Source organism: Amylibacter marinus (assembly GCF_030160015.1).
Lineage (GTDB): Bacteria > Pseudomonadota > Alphaproteobacteria > Rhodobacterales > Rhodobacteraceae > Amylibacter > Amylibacter marinus.
Genome location: NZ_BSNN01000002.1, coordinates 323,144 through 338,347 on the forward strand (window position 1 = coordinate 323,144; position 15,204 = coordinate 338,347).

The window sequence follows — 15,204 nt, forward strand, 5'->3', positions numbered from 1 at the left end:
CCAAGGCACAAGCTCTGGCGCAAAATTGACAAATAAGGCTAGAAAATTCGCCAATTCGTCGTTCGCGCATCTGGTTCCGTCGCAAAAGTTGCAGATAAAAGCGGCAAATTTGCACAATGTTAACAGAATAGGCGCTTCTGCGTCGGCCCTAATGTGGAAGTGAAGAACATGTCAGAAGAAGAAATTATCCTGTCAGAACTTAGCGATGAAGATCTTAACCTGCAAATGCAGGATGATCTATATGACGGCATGAAGGAAGAGATCGAAGAGGGTGTAAATATCTTCCTCGAACGCGGCTGGCAACCCTATGATATCCTGACCAAAGTTCTGGTCGAGGGCATGCGCATTGTTGGCATCGATTTTCGCGACGGTATTCTATTTGTCCCAGAGGTTCTATTGGCGGCCAACGCCATGAAGGGCGGCATGGCGATCTTGAAACCATTGTTGGCCGAAACCGGCGCCCCGCGTTTGGGCAATATGGTGATCGGCACGGTCAAAGGCGATATCCACGATATCGGCAAAAATCTTGTAACCATGATGATGGAAGGCGCGGGATTCGAGGTGAAGGATTTGGGCATCAACAACGATGCAGATGCCTATATCAGCGAGCTGGAAAGCGGCCAATACGATATTCTGGGCATGTCTGCCCTGCTAACGACCACCATGCCCTATATGAAGGTGGTGATCGACACATTGGTCGAAAAAGGCACGCGCGATGACTATGTCGTGCTGGTGGGGGGCGCGCCATTGAACGAAGAGTTCGGCAATGCCATCGGCGCTGATGCCTATTGCCGTGATGCCGCCGTAGCTGTTGAAACCGCCAAAGAGTTCATGGCCAAGCGGCACAACCAACTTGCCGGATAATGGCTGATCTCAGCGATAGGCGGCTAACCGAGCAGGGGATGAAAATCCCCGATGGCGCGGCCTCGCCAATTCTGATTATCGCGTGCGGCGCACTTGCGCGCGAAATATTGGCACTGATAAAAGGCCAGAGCTGGGATCACCTGACCTTAACCTGTCTGCCTGCCAATCTGCACCTATACCCCGAAAAAATCACCGATGCGGTCACCGAGGCGGTTCAGAAGCATCGTGCAGATTTTGACCAAATATTCATTGCCTATGCCGATTGTGGCACGGGCGGCTTGCTAGAAAAACGTTGTGCAGAGCTGGGTGTGCAGATGATTAAGGGCCCGCACTGCTATTCGTTTTATGAGGGCAATGACAGGTTTTCGACACTGGCCGAAGATGAAATCACCGCCTTTTACCTAACCGATTTTCTGGTTAAACAATTCGATGCCTTCGTTTGGAAACCCATGGGCCTAGATCGCCACCCAGAATTACGCGATATGTATTTTGGGAATTATACCAAACTGGTCTATCAAGCCCAGACAGATAACCCTGATCTGGATCAAAAGGCGCGCGATATTGCCGCCAAGATGAATCTGCCTCTAGAGAGGCGCTATACCGGCTATGGTGATTTGGCCACCACGCTGGCCGGTATATCGCATTAATATTATCCAATAACGAATTGAAATAAATACCTATTTATCCAACATAGTTACTGCGGGTTAGCCCATATTTTGCCATTTTCTCATTTAACGTCCGCCGTGGCAGGGACAATTCCGCCATCACCGATTGAATAGACCCTTTGTGCCGGCGCATGGTGTTATCGATCAGCATCCGCTCAAAGGCCTCTACATGCTCTTTTAGCGGTTTACTTTGGGCATTCATCTGCGCCTCTCCATCCTGCTCGTCCTCCGCACTTAACATGTTGCTTATGGAATAACTGCCACGACGGCTTTGCAGAACTGTGCGCTCGGCCAGATTGATCAGCTGGCGAATATTGCCAGGCCACGCGGCCTGTAACAACTTGGCCGCATCCTCGGCAGATACCTCGGGCTGATCACAGCCGTATTCATCCGAGAAATTCTCTAAATAGCGGTTAAACAGGCTCAGAATATCCTCGCCGCGCTGTTTCAACGGTGGCGGGGTGATCTGCATCGCCGCCAAACGATAAAATAGATCACTGCGCAGCGTTTCCTCTAACGATTTATCTGGGTCACCGGTATCGTTGGATATGGCAATGATGCGCAGCTTAGAGCCTTCCTCGCCTTGATCAAATTCTGTGATCAAAGATAACAGTCGCGCTTGGGTGGCCGCGGGCAGGGATTCAATATCCTCAAGGCACAATGTCCCGCCAAGTGACTCGTCCAGATAGCTCTCCTGCACATCCTCGCCACCAAACAGCCGCTTGGTCAACTCGTCCTCAGTAAAGGCCGCACAGTTCACGCTGACAAATCCTTTGCCTTGGCGCGGACCACAGGCATGTAGGGCATGGGCAATCAGGCTCTTCCCTGTGCCAGTCTCGCCTGTGATCAATACATGACCATCAGCCTGCGCCAAATCCAGTATATCCTCACGCAAGCGAGACATCACACTGGAATTACCCATCAGCTTGCGCAGCACCACAGACCCGTCTGATAATTCACGGCGCAGGGCACGGTTTTCTAGAGTTAGGCGGCGGGTTTGCACCGCGCGCTTGGCCAGCTCTGCCATACGCTCTGGGTCAAAGGGTTTTTCTAGGAAATCATAGGCGCCAATGCGCATCGCCTCAACGGCCATGGCCACATCACCGTGCCCCGTGATCAAAATAACGGGCAGGGTGCTATCGACCTTTTGCAAGCGCTTCAGAAACTTGATGCCATCGGTGCCGGGCATTTTTATGTCGGATATGATAATTCCAGGATAGTCGGAATCGATCACCTTCAACGCCTCATCGGCGCTGGCAAAGGTGCTGGTCTTGTATCCAGACAGGCTTAGCCACTGCGAAATACTTTCGCGCATGTCCTGTTCATCGTCAACAATGGTCACTTTAATCTGTTTGGGCATGGTTACTCCGCCGCTTGAATGTCATCACTTTCTATCTGCGGCAGTGAAAATTCAAAGACAGCCCCGCGCGGAACGATGTTTCGGGCAAATAACCGCCCATCTAAATCCTTGGCGATCCCTGCAGAAATCGCCAATCCAAGCCCCACACCTTCGCCAGGTTTCTTGGTGGTGTAAAATGGCTCGAACATCTCGTCTAGGTTCTGAATGCCCGGGCCATTGTCCTGTACGGACAAAACCGCCATCTCACCAGCAGACAAAGACAGCGTTAATTCACGCATGCTTTGCCCTTTCATGGAATCAAGCGCATTGCGCAATAGGTTCACAATTACTTGCTCAAGGCGCACAGGATCCCCCATAACCATCACCGGGTCACTGGGGATATTGCGGCTGATTTTTATATCCTCTTGGCCCAATTGGGGGGCCATCATCGATAGGCTGCCGGTGATGCTGTCACGCAGATCAATAGGGTAGAGATCATCCGATCCCTTTCGCGCATAGGATTTCAGCTGTTTGGTGATCTTGCCCATGCGATCAATCAAATCATCAATGCGCTGAAAGCTGGATAGGGCCTCCTCGGGGCGCTTGCGGTTTAACAACAGCTTGGCACCTGCCAAATAGGTGCGCATGGCGGCCAAGGGCTGGTTTAACTCGTGGCTGACCGCTGCTGACATCTCGCCCAATGCCGCCAGTTTTGACGATTGCTCTAGGCTTGCCTCGGCCACCTGCAAATCGCGCTCGGCGCGCTCGCGCTGGGTGATCTCTTGGGAGAGCAGATCGTTCAGGGCGCGCAATTCGGTGCTCTCGGCCTGAAAAATAAAAGATTGGCGAATGGCACGACGCGATAGCGCATAAAAGGCAAAGGCCGCCAACAAGGCCAACCCTGTGATTTCCAGCGCCAAAACCGCATTCACCTTTTCACGGATGGAACTAAAGGGCGCCAAATAGGTTAGGCGCCAACCCTGAAATGGTACCTGCGCATCCAGACGATACAAGGCCTGACCCTCGATATAGACATCCACCTCATCGGCATTCCAATCGGTGTTTTGTATTGCGCGATCAAGGGCGGTCAGCGTTGGCTCAGCCAGCAAGGCCACCTCCAGCTCTTGATCCAAAAAACCCGCCTGTGTTGATAGAATCACAAATCCCTTACTGTCTGTCACCATCAGGGTGGCATCATCACCCGACCATGTGGTGAACAGATTGTCTAACCCCACCTCTACCACAATCACGCCCAGAATTTTGCCGCCATCTTGTAGTTTTCGTGAATAATAAAAGCGCCGCATGCCGCCGGGTTCGGCTTCTACGGTGAAAACCGTGTCCTCACGGCGAATAGCCGTATGAAAGAAGGGGCTATTGCGCAGATTTTTCCCCAAATCAGATCGATCAGAAGAGGCCACAATGCGCCCATAGCGTTCCAATAGGGTGATGGATTTCACGCGAATTTCTTCGCTGAATTCGGATAATCGCTGGGTGGTGCTTTGAAAATCGCGGGTGTTCAAATCCGATATCAACCGACTATCACGCGATAGCAATAGGGGCACCACCGATACCCGCTGAATTTCGGAAATCAAACGTCCCGAATACAGCGTTAACCCGCGTTCCGCCTCGGTGCGCTTGGCTTGGCTAAAACTCTGTGTGAAATAGACGTTGGATAGCCAGATCAAGGCCACGATGAAAATCACCAAACACAGGATGCCCATCCGGACAATCCAGGGAACCCAAGAGCGATTTGATGCGGATGTATCAACCATATCCAAGGTGTAAACCCTGTGCGCGTCGGGGTCTAGTATAGAACACGTTAGCACGGCCGCGGCGGCTGATATCTGCGGATTTTGCCCAGATGATACACTGCCCTCTATGAATTTCGCCAAATCTGCCTAGATTAGATCTAATTGAATAAGGATGGTTCCATGAAACTCATATCAAAAACCCTGCTGGGAATAACGTTGGGCCTGTCGGTGGCGTCGGCTGGTGCCGCCGAAAATATCGCCCTGCTCGTTGCCAATACGGCCTATACCCATGCCACCAGAGCGCCAGCCTCGAAACAAATTGCCAACAGCAAATCCGCCCTAGAACAGGCGGGGTATAGCGTGACCATCAAATATAACCTAGATCACGCTGATTTGCGTCAAACATTGCAAGATTTCGCAGCCAAGGCCAATAACGCTGATCGCGTCATCTTTGCCTTTACGGGGCATATCCTGCATGACGAGCATCAGACGTATCTGGCACCGGTTGACCTAAATGCCCCCAATGCAGCCAGCATCGGGTTAGATGGTTTTCCCCTGGCACCGATTCTTGCAATCAGCGCCCAACATGCGGGTGGTGCAGGGGTGTTCTTAGGCAGCCACTTTGAAAAATCCTCAACATTTGGGCGCTGGCGTTATGGGTTTCACGGCGCACCGGGCTTGTCGGCGGGGCTGGGGGGCGATGATATCCCACAAGGTGTTCTGGTGGTTACGGGGCGCACACAGGATCTCAGCAATGCCCTGCGTCAAGAGTTCCTGCGCCCGGGCCAAGATATAAAAACCGCCGTCGATAAAACGGCTGCCCAAATTCAGGCCAGCGGCTATATTTCGCGGTTCAATTCACTGGCGGTTGCAAGTGACGGCGATCAGGCCGTTTCGCCCCTAAAGCCGATTGTAAACTCCGAGCTGATCCGATCCTATTGGGAAACCGCCTCCGAAAGTGACACAATCGAAAGCTATCTTGCCTTTCTCAATCGCTTTCCACTATCGATCTACGAGGATCGCGCCCGCGCGCGGCTGAAACATCTCAATGCCGAGGCACTGAAATCCCCCGAGGAACGGGCCGAGCAAGCGCTGGAACTCTCCCGCAATCAGCGGCGCGATATCCAGAAAAACCTTACTCTTCTTGGCTTTAACACCCGCGGTGTTGATGGTATTTTTGGCCCCGGTAGCCGCGGTGCGATCAAGGAATGGCAACAGGCCAAGGGCTATAACGTTAGCGGCTTCCTCTCTGTTGGACAGATCACCGCACTGGGCAATCAGGCCCGCGCATTCGCCAACCACCAAGCCCAAGAGGCCGCGCGCGTGGCGGCAGAAACGCGCCGCGAAGATCAGGCTTTTTGGCAACTAACCGGCGCGCATGGCGGGATCGAGGATCTGCAGGTATACCTTAAAAAATACCCCAAAGGGATCTATGCGCAACAGGCCCGCACCAACCTTGCCAACCTGCAAGAAGAACAAGCCCAGATCGATAAACGCGACGAGCTGCGCTATTGGCAAACCGTACAACGCGAAAATCTACCCGAGAGCTACCGCGACTATCTACGCCTATACCCAGAGGGCCGCTTTCGCGACGCCGCTCAGGATGCGCTGGATAAGAGCCAGATGAGCGATGCCCAGAAGCGGCAATTGGCACAGGCACAATCCAGAGAACGCGCGCTGAACATGTCTACAGGCAGCTGGAAAATGGTAGAGCGCCGTCTGGATAAACTGGGCCTGCGCCCGGGCGAGGCAGATGGCAAGGTCACCTCTAAAACCCGCCGCGCGCTAAAGGCCTATCAACACCAGCGCAAACTAAACGCCACTGGATATTTGGATCAGGATACCCTGTCAAATATGATCCTGCGCAGTATCTTTAAATAGGGACATCATGTCCCAAATGAAAAACGCCGCAGTCAGCGGCGTTTTTTTATGCGTTTACAAAGGCTTGTGCAACGCTCTGGAATAGGCCATGACCATCCATACCGCCAAGCGAGGCATCGTTCAGCCGTTCTGGATGGGGCATCATGCCTAATACACGGCGGTTTTCCGATAGAATACCCGCAATATCATCCGTAGAGCCATTTGGATTGTTTACATAGCGAAACGCCACGCGATCTTGATCGGCCAGCTGGGCCAATGTTTCCGCATCGGCATTATAATTGCCATCGTGATGCGCCACAGGCACGGTGATCTCGGCACCCTTGGAATAACCGCTGGTGTAATCACTGGCGGTGGTTTCCACGCGCAATTTCAAATCCTTGCAGATAAATTTTAACCCTGCATTACGCATCAATGCACCGGGCAAAAGACCCGTTTCGGTCAGGACTTGAAACCCATTGCAAACACCCAAAACATAGCCGCCCTTGTTGGCGAAATCCACAACCGCACGCATAATCGGCGAACGTGCCGCAATCGCGCCGCACCGCAGATAATCACCAAAAGAAAACCCACCAGGAATGGCAATCACGTCCAAACCCTCAGGCAGACCGCTTTCCTTATGCCAGATCATCTGAGTAGGGCTGTTGCTGCCTGTCACCTTATCCAAGGCCACCGCCATATCACGGTCGCAGTTGGATCCAGGAAATTGAATAACCGCAGCACGCATTATACGATCTCGATCTTATAGTTTTCGATCACCGTATTGGCCAATAGCTTTTCACACATCTCGCCGGCCTGTGCCTCTGCCTTGGCAGGATCAGTCTCACTTAGGGCCAATTCAATCACCTTGCCTTGGCGTACCTTTTCAACACCCTCAAACCCCAAAGAGTTCAAAGAGTGACGCACCGCCGCACCTTGGGGATCCAAAACGCCTGCCTTTAGGGTTACATGTACACGTACTAACATCCGATTACTCCACTAATTTAGGGCCAGAGCCCGTGCCACCCTTGGGCAAAACACCCAAGCGACGCGCAACCTCGCTATAGGCATCCGTCAGGCTGCCCAGATCGCGGCGAAACACGTCTTTGTCTAATTTCTGATTGGTCTCAATATCCCACAAGCGACAGCTGTCTGGGCTAATTTCATCGGCCAAAACCAATCGCTGCATATCTTGGTGGAATTGGCGGCCAACCTCGATTTTGAAATCAATCAACTTGATGCCAACCGCATACATCATACCCGATAGGTAATCATTCACCCGCAGGGCCATTTCGCGCATGTCATCGATGTCATGCTGGCTGGCCCAATCCAGCGCCAGAATATGCTCCTCGGACACCAGCGGATCGCCCAGCTTGTCCTCTTTGTAGCAAAATTCTACAATCGGGCGGGGCAGGGGCGTGCCTTCCTCGATGCCCAGCATTTTGCTAAATGATCCAGCCGCGACATTGCGTACAATGATCTCTAGGGGAACAATCTCGACCTTGTGGATCAGCTGTTCACGCATGTTTAGGCGGCGAATGAAATGCGTGGGCATCCCAATGCCCGCAAGGCCCAGCATGATGTGCTCGCTTAGGATATTATTCAGCGCACCCTTGCCTTGAATGGTATCTTTCTTCTCGGCATTAAAGGCCGTTGCATCATCTTTAAAATATTGGATCAGGGTTCCTGGCTCTGGGCCTTCATATAAAACCTTTGCCTTACCTTCATACAGCTTTTTACCGCGTGCCATCTGGGCCTCCAATATATATGGGCAATATGTTTGGGAATCTCTTCCCGCGATTTTGTCTCTCTATAGGCTTCTCGCCCCTAGGTCACAAGAACTCTATCTACATCCCCTTGTGAATGGCGCGAATATCCCCATATTGAAGGTATATTTTAATACAGGAGAGTATAATGAGCACCTTTGATGACCGTGGCGATGCATTTGAAAATAAATTCGCCCATGACGCAGAGTTAAAGTTCAAAGTCGAGGCGCGACGCAACAAATTGCTGGGTCTATGGGCGGCTGGGCTATTAGGCAAGGTCGGTGATAGCGCAGATGCCTACGCCGTAGAGGTGGTCAAAGCCGATTTCGAAGAGGCCGGTGACGAGGATGTATACCGCAAGGTTGCAGGTGATCTAGCTGACAAAGTCTCCGAAGAGGACATTCGCGCCAAAATGATTGCATTTATGGCCGATGCCAAAACCCAGATTATGAACGAAAGCTGAAGATAAGAGGGGTAGGCCTAAACCTACCCCCAAAAAACATGTGAATACGAGGACAAACACGCACGCCCGAGAAAATACCCCCAAGGTTTAAAACCCTGTCATAGCCACGATTTGAAAATACTTTTGTCAAAAGGTGTAAACCCACTATAGAAACAGTATGTGGATTAAAGAGTGAGAAACATCACCCTGTGGCCATGTTTACTTAACAAATCGTAAATACATAGTTAACGGCATAAAAAAAGGCAGGCTAGACGCCTGCCTTAAGAACTGTGTTAACCCAGAAACTAACACGCATGCTTGGATTTATAATCCCAAGGTTTCCCCTGCTGAGCAACGATTTGAAAATGCTTTGGTTGAAAGGTGTGGGATTTTAATACGCTGATATATCATCTATATATGTGATTATTGTCACTATATTGAAAGATTGGTTTTTTACGCTCTGCTCTACCTCTAAGATAGGACCATAAAAAAAGGCAGACCGAAGCCTGCCTTTTGAAACGAAACCAACAAGAAAGTAACACGCAAACTCGAGTTTATAACTCCAAGACCGAAATCTTGTCCTGCCAGTCCACTTAAAATAGCCTAAGTAAAAAGGTGTAACCCCTACCTAGGTACTAAATTGTTAACTTAAAGTGACGTTTGATACTTTTCTTAAACTTTCTCACTTTTGTGCGCAGGCATGTGATGGTCTGCCTTGTTTCAGCCCTTAAATACGCGACCGAAAATCGTGTCTACATGCTTGGTGTGATACTCAAGGTCAAATTTCTCTTCGATCTCCGCCTCTGACATCACCGCCATCACATCCGCATCGTTCTTCAATTCGGTCATGAAATCAGCACCCTGTTCCCAAACACGCATCGCATTGCGCTGAACCAGCTTGTAGCTGTCCTCGCGGCTGACGCCCTTCTGAGTAAGGGCCAGCAGCACACGTTGTGAATGCACCAAGCCGCTGAATTTGTTCATGTTGGCAATCATGTTGTCAGGATAGATCACAAGGTTTTCAATCACCATGGTCAGACGGGCCAAGGCAAAATCCAATGTGATCGTCGCATCTGGGCCAATGTTGCGCTCAACAGATGAATGCGAGATATCGCGCTCATGCCACAGCGCCACGTTTTCCATCGCAGGCACCACCGCCATACGCACCAAACGTGCCAAACCTGTTAGATTTTCTGTCAGCACAGGATTGCGCTTGTGCGGCATGGCTGACGAGCCTTTTTGACCCTTAGAGAAAAACTCCTCTGCCTCCAACACCTCGGTGCGCTGCATGTGGCGAATTTCGGTTGATACGTTTTCAATAGAGCTGGCCACAACACCAAGAGCCGCGAAAAACGCCGCATGACGATCGCGCGGGATCACTTGGGTCGAAATCGGCTCGATCTCAAGCCCCAGCTTGGCACAGACATGCTCTTCCACCGCAGGGTCGATATTGGCAAATGTGCCAACCGCACCAGAAATCGCACCCGTGGCGATCTCTTTGCGGGCTTTCTTCAGGCGATTCAGGTTGCGATCCATTTCCGCATAGAATCGCGCAAACGTTAGACCCATGGTGGTAGGCTCGGCATGGATACCATGGCTGCGCCCAATGCGAATGGTGTATTTATGCTCCTCTGCGCGCCGCTTAAGGGCGGCCAGCAATTTCTCCGTATCCGCAATCAGCAGATCCGCCGCCTTGACCAATTGTACATTGAAACAGGTGTCCAAAACATCAGAAGAGGTCATGCCCTGATGCACAAAGCGGGCCTCTTCATTGCCAATGATTTCGGCCAGATGCGTCAAAAATGCAATCACATCATGCTTGGTTACCGCCTCGATCTCGTCGATACGCGCCACATCAAATTCCACATCCTTAGCCTTCCATACGGCCGCAGCACTCTCCTTGGGGATAACCCCCAGATCGGCCTGCGCATCACAGGCGTGGGCCTCGATGTCATACCAAATGCGGAACTTGGATTCGGGCGACCAAATAGCAACCATTTCAGGGCGGGAATAACGTGGAATCATAGTAAAACCTTGCGCGTTGGAGGGTATATAGATGTTCTACGCGCCTCTTAACGCCCCTTGGGGCCAGACACAAGTTACCCTCGCGTTATTCGCGCCATCACAGAACTGGCCACCACAAACCCAAGCGCAGCACAGACAATGCTCGGCCCCGCAGGCGTGTCAAACTGATGCGCACCATATAATCCCAGCAAGGATGCACCCGCACCAATTACCGCCGCCAACAGCGCCATCACCTCGGGGCTGCGTGCCATTGGGCGCGCCGCCGCCGCAGGGATGATCAGCATCGCCCCGATCAACAAGGCCCCCAGAATTTTAATTGAAACGGCCACAACGACTGCTAAACACAGGGTCAGTATCTGTTTTTCCAGACGCGGCCGCGCCCCCGCAGATGCCGCCAAATCAACATTCAGCGTGCTCATCAACAGCGCATTCCACCGCCAGCATAACAAACCAATCACCAACAAAGATCCGCCCCAAATAACCAGTAAATCTACACGCCCAACGGCCAAGATGTCGCCAAACAAATAGGCGCTTAGATCAAGACGCAGATCAGAATTAAAACTGGCCACCACCAGCCCGACCGCCAGCCCCCCATGGGCAAAAACCCCCAAAAGGGTATCCATGGCCAAGCCGCGGCCCTCAAAGCGCACCAAGATCATCGCCATCGCAATGGCCACACCAAGGGTGCCAATGAAAATGGACACCCCAAACCCCAGCGAGAGCGCCACCCCCAAAATCGCCGCATGGGCCGTGGCATCACCAAAATAGGCCATGCGTCGCCAAACAATAAAACACCCCAGCGGCCCGGCACCCAAACCAGCGCCAATCCCTGCAAAAATCGCCCGCACTAGAAAATCATCAAACATATCAGCTAGTTCCATCGCATTTCGCATCACACTCGGCGCCGTGGATATGGGGGTGGTCGTGGCTGTGGTCATGCTCGTGACGGTATAGCGCCAAGGCCCCCATACTGCCCGTGCCAAACAGGGCCTGATACTGGGGCGCATTGGCCACCACCTCTGGGGTGCCATGGCAACAAACATGGCCGTTAAGGCAAATCACGCGATCCGATGCGGCCATAACCACATGTAATTCATGGCTAACCATCAAAACAGCACAGCCCATGGCATGGCGTACCTCTTCGATCAACTTGTAGAAATTGGCGGATCCAGATTGATCCAACCCCGTGGTCGGCTCGTCTAATATCAACAGTTCTGGCCGCCCCAAAATGGCGCGCGCCAGCAAGGCACGGCGAAATTGCCCGCCAGACAGGGCGATCATCTGCTTGTCGCGCAGATCAGCCCCGTTTACCTGTGCTAAACTGGCATCAATCTCGGCCCTGCTATAGCGATGCGGCAGGCGTAGGAAACGCTCGACGGTCAGGGGCAGGTTGCGATCAATATCCAATTTTTGCGGCACATAACCAATGCTAAGTCGAGCCTTGCGCTCGATTGATCCCGCGTAATCATCGATCGCGCCGACCAATGTGCGCATGAGGGTGCTTTTGCCAGAGCCATTGGGCCCCACAACGGTAACGATCTCTTTGGAATCAATATGAAAATCCACGCTGTGCAATGCAGTTTGGCGCCCGTGTTGAACGGTTAGCTTGTTGGTGGTGATTAGGCGCATTTTTCCCCGTGTTCTTTGCACTCAATGCAAAGCCCCTCTATTTCAATGACGGCCGATTCTATTTCAAATCCTGCGCTCAAGGCAGTATCAGATACCCGCGCATCCGCAAGGCTTGGCTCCTCGGCCACCTTATCACAGCACCGACAGATCAAGAAACCAGGGCGATGGGCTACCGCAGGCTGACTACAGGCCACAAAGGCGTTTAGCTTTTCTATCTTATGGGCAAAGCCCTGCTTCACCAGAAAATCCAAGGCGCGATAGGCCACAGGGGGTTGCGATCCCAGACCCTCGGCATCTAGCTGGGCTAGGATTTCATAGGCGCCTATGGCACGATGCTGATGCAGAAGAATTTCCAGCACCCGCAGACGGGTCGGGGTTAGTTGTAGCTTTTCTGCGGCACAGCGCTCTTTGGCGATATTTAGGGCCGTGTCGACACAGTGATCATGATCATGGATTTCGAAACTTCGCATTTTGGGCTTTCGCAAAAGATTTGAGATGTTATAACATTACACCTCTAGCAACCACAATCGAAAAATCATGAAAAAACTCCTTGCACTTCCCTTCGTCTTTGGCACGGCACTTCAGGCGGATACGCCCACAGTTCTAACCGATATCGCCCCACTACACGGCATCACTGCTGCGGTGATGCAGGGGGTTGGCCAGCCGAAATTGCTGATCGATCAATCTGCTGATCCGCATAACTATGCGCTACGCCCCTCTGCTGCGCGTTGGGTACAAGACGCAGATCTAATCCTGTGGATGGGGCCAGAGCTGACGCCTTGGTTGCAAAAGACCCTTGATAATATCGCACCGAAGCGCAACGAGTTACGGTTTCTAGCCATTGAAGAAACCGCATTGTTGGCGGCGCGCACTGGGGTTGGGCTGTCGAATGATCATGACCACGACGATCATGAGGATGAGCACCACGACGATCATGATGATGAGCATCACGACGATCATAAGGACGAGCATCACGACGATCACGAGGACGAGCACCACGAGGAACTGACCCACAAGGCCCATCACGACAAGCAAGATAACCCAGACCCCCATGCATGGTTAAGCCCAGAAAATGCGGGCCGCTGGGCGCATGTTATCGCCGATGACTTGGCTAAAATTGACCCTGAAAATGCCGCTCAGTATCAGGCCAACGCCATGGCCTTTTCTGAGGGTTTGGTTGCATTAACAGGCGAAATACACACAGAGTTAAAGCCGGTAACTGGCTATAATTACATGGTTTTCCACGATGCGTATCAATATTTTGAAAACAGCTTCGATATCCAAGTTCGCGGTGCAATTCAAGACAGCGCCGACAAGAAAGCAGGGGCCGCGCGCATCCGCAGTGTACAAGAAATGGTCGAACAAGAGGACATCCATTGCCTGCTGAGTGAACCCACCGGCAGCGACAGCATCCTTGAATTGGCAATCGAGGGCCACGATGTGGGCATCGCAACCGTCGACCCCTTGGGGCAGCATCTGGAATTGGGTGCGGATTTTTACCCAAACCTGTTACGCGACATGGCGGGCAAGCTAAAGGCCTGTGGTCCCTAGCGCCCACATTCGCGCAACACGATCGGCAATGCTGATTTGATGCGGGTAAATCGAACGGATCCCAGCCCCAGCGCGCGGCTGGCATCTGTCCAGTTGATCAGCTCTGAAAAGCCCATATCCTCCCAATTGGGGGGGTATATCGTTCCCATAGAAAACTCATTGGAATTTAGGATTGCCGCCCAGAGATCCTCGCTGGTGATCGATAGGAATACCTGCCCATCATTCAGCATCCCAGAGGACACAAACCCTGCGAAACTATGGCCTTGGGAAATGAAGGCGATGCGCTGATTTTTCAGGCTGACCAAGATATCGGCAAACTCATCCCGCTTGCCCCAAATCATGATTTTCGGTATCTTATCAATACAGTGAAAGCGAAAGTTGAATTCGGCATTGTTGCTGGATTTCACACTGGCATTGGCCACCACATGATCCTGAAACAGCTCTACATCTAAATCAAACACATTCTCGGATGGGTCAAAAACAATCCCCGTTTCGCGCGCCAGATCATCGGGCACATAGAATAGCTCGGTTGAGAAATCAAAACGGCTGGCCATACGCAACACATTTTGATCGACACCCATTTCTTCCAGATAGAGGGCAATATCGCTGGATACGATCTGGGCTTCGTCAGCCGTAAACTCAAAATCCTGTACCCCAAAACGATGCAGGCCAATGCGGTTGGTGGTATCCAACCAACGCCGCACCCCCCCCATAAAGGCATAGGCACAGGCCGAGGCGCATGTTGAAAAGGCGAAGCGTTTGATATCAATGCCAAATTCCGGATTATTCAAGGTAAGCGTGCGCCCAATGGTGGTGTTCAGGCGCTGTGCGCGGATCATCCGCCCCAGTTCCATCCCCGCATAAAGATCTCCGCCTGGCGAGTTGAATTCGATCCGGTTCTCGCGAAAGATCGAATTACTATCCAGAAACTCTTGGAACCTTGCAGGGGTATCCTTGGTGATGCGGCCCTCGGCAGCGATCCATGTTGCATTGGGCGAATTAGACAGGCGGCGCAATTTAAATTGCATCTCGCCGTTCACCGCATTCACATCCTGACCAGCCGCCACTGGTAAACATTTCTGTGACAGATCGCTCTTAAAGGTGTTTTCCCGGCACTCCGCGCGGTTGGATTGCTGGGCCACAACAGGTACACTGGCCAGCACAGTAGCCACAAAGACGGCCATAGAGAGGGGGCGAATACGCATGAAACCTTTGTGCACCTTTCGCATTTATTGGTCAACGGTGCTGTTTTTACGCAGCGATACAAAAAGCGCTTGCGCACATCTGCATTCCGTCCTATAGGCACCCTACTTAA

15 protein-coding genes are annotated in these 15,204 nt (G+C 52.1%); 5 read left to right on the top strand and 10 right to left on the bottom strand.

The window, feature by feature from the left end; translation table 11 throughout:
* Positions 1-168: 168 nt before the first annotated feature.
* A complete protein-coding gene (locus QQL62_RS02460) occupies positions 169-864 on the top strand; it encodes a corrinoid protein (protein ID WP_284375847.1) in 696 nt (231 codons plus the stop codon).
* Positions 864-1,511: a DUF1638 domain-containing protein gene (locus tag QQL62_RS02465; RefSeq protein ID WP_284375849.1), complete on the top strand. Its 648-nt coding sequence runs from the start codon at positions 864-866 to the stop codon at positions 1,509-1,511. Before QQL62_RS02460 ends, QQL62_RS02465 begins: the two co-directional genes overlap by 1 nt.
* A gap of 34 nt (positions 1,512-1,545) precedes the next feature.
* Here QQL62_RS02465 and QQL62_RS02470 read toward each other — a convergent pair whose 3' ends face one another.
* Both QQL62_RS02470 and QQL62_RS02475 read right to left on the bottom strand, forming a co-directional pair.
* On the bottom strand, positions 1,546-2,889 hold the full coding sequence (locus QQL62_RS02470; protein ID WP_284375851.1) for a sigma-54-dependent transcriptional regulator: 1,344 nt from the start codon (positions 2,887-2,889) through the stop codon (positions 1,546-1,548).
* Between the two features lie 2 nt (positions 2,890-2,891).
* A complete protein-coding gene (locus QQL62_RS02475) occupies positions 2,892-4,760 on the bottom strand; it encodes a sensor histidine kinase (RefSeq protein ID WP_284375853.1) in 1,869 nt (622 codons plus the stop codon).
* A gap of 39 nt (positions 4,761-4,799) precedes the next feature.
* On the opposite strand from QQL62_RS02475, the gene QQL62_RS02480 reads away from it, so the two are divergent.
* Positions 4,800-6,500, top strand: coding sequence for a peptidoglycan-binding domain-containing protein (locus QQL62_RS02480; RefSeq protein WP_284375855.1), 1,701 nt, complete (start codon positions 4,800-4,802; stop codon positions 6,498-6,500).
* Between the two features lie 46 nt (positions 6,501-6,546).
* On the opposite strand, the gene purQ is transcribed toward QQL62_RS02480, so the two are convergent.
* From purQ to purC, 3 genes are read right to left on the bottom strand one after another with little or no spacing between them, the layout of a single operon-like run.
* Complete coding sequence (gene purQ / locus QQL62_RS02485) at positions 6,547-7,224, bottom strand: phosphoribosylformylglycinamidine synthase subunit PurQ (RefSeq protein WP_284375858.1); 678 nt, start codon at positions 7,222-7,224, stop codon at positions 6,547-6,549.
* On the bottom strand, positions 7,224-7,463 hold the full coding sequence (gene purS / locus QQL62_RS02490; protein ID WP_284375860.1) for a phosphoribosylformylglycinamidine synthase subunit PurS: 240 nt from the start codon (positions 7,461-7,463) through the stop codon (positions 7,224-7,226). The genes purQ and purS overlap by 1 nt, the downstream gene beginning before the upstream one ends.
* A 4-nt stretch (positions 7,464-7,467) precedes the next feature.
* Positions 7,468-8,226 (bottom strand): phosphoribosylaminoimidazolesuccinocarboxamide synthase, encoded by a 759-nt coding sequence (gene purC, locus QQL62_RS02495; protein ID WP_284375862.1) that lies wholly within the window; start codon positions 8,224-8,226, stop codon positions 7,468-7,470.
* A gap of 164 nt (positions 8,227-8,390) precedes the next feature.
* Here purC and QQL62_RS02500 point away from each other — a divergent pair, with 164 nt between their 5' ends.
* Positions 8,391-8,705 (top strand): DUF1476 domain-containing protein, encoded by a 315-nt coding sequence (locus QQL62_RS02500; RefSeq protein WP_284375864.1) that lies wholly within the window; start codon positions 8,391-8,393, stop codon positions 8,703-8,705.
* 699 nt (positions 8,706-9,404) lie between these two features.
* On the opposite strand, the gene purB is transcribed toward QQL62_RS02500, so the two are convergent.
* From purB to QQL62_RS02520, 4 genes are all read right to left on the bottom strand, one after another.
* Positions 9,405-10,709, bottom strand: a complete 1,305-nt coding sequence (gene purB, locus QQL62_RS02505; RefSeq protein ID WP_284375866.1) for an adenylosuccinate lyase — start codon at positions 10,707-10,709, stop codon at positions 9,405-9,407.
* 74 nt (positions 10,710-10,783) lie between these two features.
* Positions 10,784-11,575: a metal ABC transporter permease gene (locus QQL62_RS02510; RefSeq protein WP_284377178.1), complete on the bottom strand. Its 792-nt coding sequence runs from the start codon at positions 11,573-11,575 to the stop codon at positions 10,784-10,786.
* A 1-nt stretch (position 11,576) separates the two neighbouring features.
* Complete coding sequence (locus QQL62_RS02515; RefSeq protein ID WP_284375869.1) at positions 11,577-12,338, bottom strand: metal ABC transporter ATP-binding protein; 762 nt, start codon at positions 12,336-12,338, stop codon at positions 11,577-11,579.
* Entirely contained in the window at positions 12,329-12,808 is a 480-nt protein-coding gene (locus QQL62_RS02520) for a Fur family transcriptional regulator (RefSeq protein WP_284375872.1), read from the bottom strand. The genes QQL62_RS02515 and QQL62_RS02520 overlap by 10 nt, the downstream gene beginning before the upstream one ends.
* A gap of 67 nt (positions 12,809-12,875) precedes the next feature.
* On the opposite strand from QQL62_RS02520, the gene QQL62_RS02525 reads away from it, so the two are divergent.
* The gene (locus QQL62_RS02525) at positions 12,876-13,889 is read left to right on the top strand and encodes a zinc ABC transporter substrate-binding protein (RefSeq protein ID WP_284375874.1); all 1,014 of its coding nucleotides are present in this window, start codon (positions 12,876-12,878) and stop codon (positions 13,887-13,889) included.
* Here the strand turns inward: QQL62_RS02525 and QQL62_RS02530 are convergent.
* Entirely contained in the window at positions 13,886-15,094 is a 1,209-nt protein-coding gene (locus QQL62_RS02530; RefSeq protein WP_284375876.1) for a COG3904 family protein, read from the bottom strand. The two genes, QQL62_RS02525 and QQL62_RS02530, sit on opposite strands and share 4 nt — an antisense overlap.
* Positions 15,095-15,204 lie beyond the last annotated feature (110 nt).

Coding starts and splice junctions, on each gene's coding strand:
- QQL62_RS02460 (WP_284375847.1), top strand. CDS start 169: ATGTCAGAAGAAGAAATTATCCTGTCAGAACTTAGCGATGAAGATCTT.
- QQL62_RS02465 (WP_284375849.1), top strand. CDS start 864: ATGGCTGATCTCAGCGATAGGCGGCTAACCGAGCAGGGGATGAAAATC.
- QQL62_RS02470 (WP_284375851.1), bottom strand. CDS start 2,889: ATGCCCAAACAGATTAAAGTGACCATTGTTGACGATGAACAGGACATG.
- QQL62_RS02480 (WP_284375855.1), top strand. CDS start 4,800: ATGAAACTCATATCAAAAACCCTGCTGGGAATAACGTTGGGCCTGTCG.
- purQ (WP_284375858.1), bottom strand. CDS start 7,224: ATGCGTGCTGCGGTTATTCAATTTCCTGGATCCAACTGCGACCGTGAT.
- purS (WP_284375860.1), bottom strand. CDS start 7,463: ATGTTAGTACGTGTACATGTAACCCTAAAGGCAGGCGTTTTGGATCCC.
- purC (WP_284375862.1), bottom strand. CDS start 8,226: ATGGCACGCGGTAAAAAGCTGTATGAAGGTAAGGCAAAGGTTTTATAT.
- QQL62_RS02500 (WP_284375864.1), top strand. CDS start 8,391: ATGAGCACCTTTGATGACCGTGGCGATGCATTTGAAAATAAATTCGCC.
- purB (WP_284375866.1), bottom strand. CDS start 10,709: ATGATTCCACGTTATTCCCGCCCTGAAATGGTTGCTATTTGGTCGCCC.
- QQL62_RS02510 (WP_284377178.1), bottom strand. CDS start 11,575: ATGTTTGATGATTTTCTAGTGCGGGCGATTTTTGCAGGGATTGGCGCT.
- QQL62_RS02515 (WP_284375869.1), bottom strand. CDS start 12,338: ATGCGCCTAATCACCACCAACAAGCTAACCGTTCAACACGGGCGCCAA.
- QQL62_RS02520 (WP_284375872.1), bottom strand. CDS start 12,808: ATGCGAAGTTTCGAAATCCATGATCATGATCACTGTGTCGACACGGCC.
- QQL62_RS02525 (WP_284375874.1), top strand. CDS start 12,876: ATGAAAAAACTCCTTGCACTTCCCTTCGTCTTTGGCACGGCACTTCAG.
- QQL62_RS02530 (WP_284375876.1), bottom strand. CDS start 15,094: ATGCGTATTCGCCCCCTCTCTATGGCCGTCTTTGTGGCTACTGTGCTG.